This is a genomic window from Alicyclobacillus hesperidum subsp. aegles (genome assembly GCF_027923525.1).
Lineage (GTDB): Bacteria > Bacillota > Bacilli > Alicyclobacillales > Alicyclobacillaceae > Alicyclobacillus > Alicyclobacillus aegles.
Genome location: NZ_BSBJ01000020.1, coordinates 1 through 2,440, shown reverse-complemented (window position 1 = coordinate 2,440; position 2,440 = coordinate 1). Strand labels below are relative to the sequence as shown.

General features: G+C 52.2%; 2 protein-coding genes. Both read left to right on the top strand.

The window, feature by feature from the left end; all coding sequences use genetic code 11:
• Window positions 1-161: 161 nt before the first annotated feature.
• Complete coding sequence (gene istA / locus QMF38_RS09445; RefSeq protein WP_281759280.1) at window positions 162-1,667, top strand: IS21 family transposase; 1,506 nt, start codon at window positions 162-164, stop codon at window positions 1,665-1,667.
• A complete protein-coding gene (istB, locus tag QMF38_RS09440) occupies window positions 1,643-2,377 on the top strand; it encodes an IS21-like element helper ATPase IstB (protein WP_058094610.1) in 735 nt (244 codons plus the stop codon). The genes istA and istB overlap by 25 nt, the downstream gene beginning before the upstream one ends.
• Window positions 2,378-2,440 lie beyond the last annotated feature (63 nt).

The following is a 2,440-nucleotide window of genomic DNA, read 5'->3' as shown; positions in this document are numbered from 1 at the left end:
TGTAAATGGCCAGGTTAGAATCGACAATAGTGGCCACTAAAAATCGTCATTGATAGGGGTGATAAAAAAGATCCGCACTCCTCTTGTCGAAAGTTGTAGGTGCGAACAAACAACATAGACAAGATGAAGAGGTGCGGATCTTGCGAGAGACTCTCAAAACTATGATACAGGTTCAGACGTTAAAAAACGAGGGGTTAACCAACAAAGCCATTGGAGAAAGATTGGGAATTCACCGACAGACCGTTGCCAAATATCTGGGTCAGATGCAGCAGGTGCGTCTTCAGGGCCGAGAGATGGATTACACGGCATCCCACCGTGTCCGTCCTAGACTGATTGATCCTTACCTGGAGTACATACGACGGCGGTTGGAGGCTTATCCGGAACTGACGGCCAAGAGATTGTTCAGGGAGATCCGGGACATGGGATTCACTGGGTCAAAGCGGACGGTCCGTCGATACGTTGCTCCGCTTAAAGCAAGGATTCCGGCCCGTGTCTATAAGCCATACGAGACGGAACCGGGAGAACAAGCGCAGGTCGACTGGGGTCATGAAACATGGGAATACAACGGACAGAAGACGAAGATTTACTGCTTTGTGTTCGTCCTATCTCATTCCCGAATGCGATACGTAGAGTACGTGACGTCGTTGGACAGTGTCGTGTTTCTGAATTGCCTGTATCGGGCCTTTGAGTACATCGGCGGTGTGCCAAAGAAGATTCTGTTCGACAACGCGAAGGTCGTGGTTAGCGAGCGCGTGGGGCGCGTGATTCGATTCCAGCCCGACCTGCTGCAGTTCGCAGCGTTAATGCAGTTTCAGCCGGAAGCATGCTGGGTTGAGGACCCGGAAACCAAGGGGAAGGTTGAGTCCACGGTCGGGTACGTTCACCGCGACTTCTACTATGGGCGTGAATTTTCCGATCTGGACAGCGTGAATCAGCAAGTCCGTCAATGGTGCAATGAGGTGAATCGAGAAGTCCACACCACTACTCAGGCCATACCTGTAGAGCGATGGGCCCTGGAAAAGTCGAAACTGACTCCCGTTCCAAGGAAGAGACCTGTCCTGTTTCGGGTGCAGCGAGTCAAAGTGGATAAGGCCAGCCAGTTCACATTTCACCAGAACAAGTACTCCGTCCCCAAAGAGTATGCCCGTCGCTATGTACGACTTGAGATTTATGAACAAGAGTTTCGGGTCATGGCGGATGAAACGGAGATTGGGTGTTGGCCTCGAACGACAGAACGCGGCAAGCAGTTCTTGTGTCCAGAGCACTACGAAGGTCGCTTTAAGGGAGCCAAGCAGTCTGCCCTGGAGAACCAGTTCAGGAACCTGTGCAACCATGCATCTGCTTATCTGCAAGGGTTAACGGAAGCTCGTGGCCATAGCCTTCGCGAGCAGATGCAGCAGATTGTCCAGCTCGCCGACGAGTTTACGCAGGATGAGCTCGATGCAGCGATGGAGCGATCGCTACAATTTGGCAGCTTCGGGTATGGTCCATTGCACCGTATCCTGATGAAGCTGCGTGAAGCACCGGATTCGCTGCCAAAACGGATGACCGCGTCCTCACAGACAGCCATGGTCCCACTCCCGCATGTGGGTGTAGAGACACGGGATCCCAGCTATTATGCCAAACGATTGGGAGGTGCCTTATGGAAGACCTCCTCGATGGGCTGAAACGCCTGAAACTTCGGTATACCAGGGATTGTGTCGATGAGTACTGTCGGATTGCTGCAGCGCGCGACATGAGTTTCTACGACTTCTTGAAAATGATTGTCACAGAAGAAGTAGCAGTTCGCGAAGAAACGCAGCGGACGAAACGGTTGCGTAACGCCAAAATCCCGGCTCACAAAACGCTGGCAGAGTTCGACTTTTCGTTCCAACCCAGCATTCCCAAGCGGGAAATCCTTGAACTGCAGACGTTACGGTTTGTAGAGAATCACGACAACGTGATCCTTTTGGGACCACCCGGCTTGGGGAAAACACACATCGCGACCGCACTTGCATACGAAGCGGCGATTCAAGGTAAGGATGTGCTGTTCACCACCGCCCAAGAGCTCGTAGACAATCTCTACGCCGCATTGGCGGATGGCACCGTAAAGAACAAACTAAGGGCACTGGCGAAGCTGGATCTCGTCGTAATCGACGAGCTTGGATATTTGCCAATGGATGACACGGCAGGAAACCACCTGTTCCAGGTTGTATCCGCGGCTTACGAGCGCCAAAGCCTCATTGTGACGAGCAACCGACCCTTTCAGGAATGGGGAGCGTTGTTCCCCAACCCATCTTTAGCAAGCGCAACGCTGGACAGGCTGTTACACCACGCATTTGTATTTACGTTTTCAGGAGACAGCTACCGAATGAAAGGAGGCACCGCGAGTCTCTAATCTCCCACGCCAAGTGATGATTTTAGTTGGCCATTTTAGACGAAAACAAATTGGCCATTGACA

Excerpts from the sequence above, each read along its gene's own strand:
- istA (WP_281759280.1), top strand. The coding sequence starts at position 162 with ATGATACAGGTTCAGACGTTAAAAAACGAGGGGTTAACCAACAAAGCC.
- istB (WP_058094610.1), top strand. The coding sequence starts at position 1,643 with ATGGAAGACCTCCTCGATGGGCTGAAACGCCTGAAACTTCGGTATACC.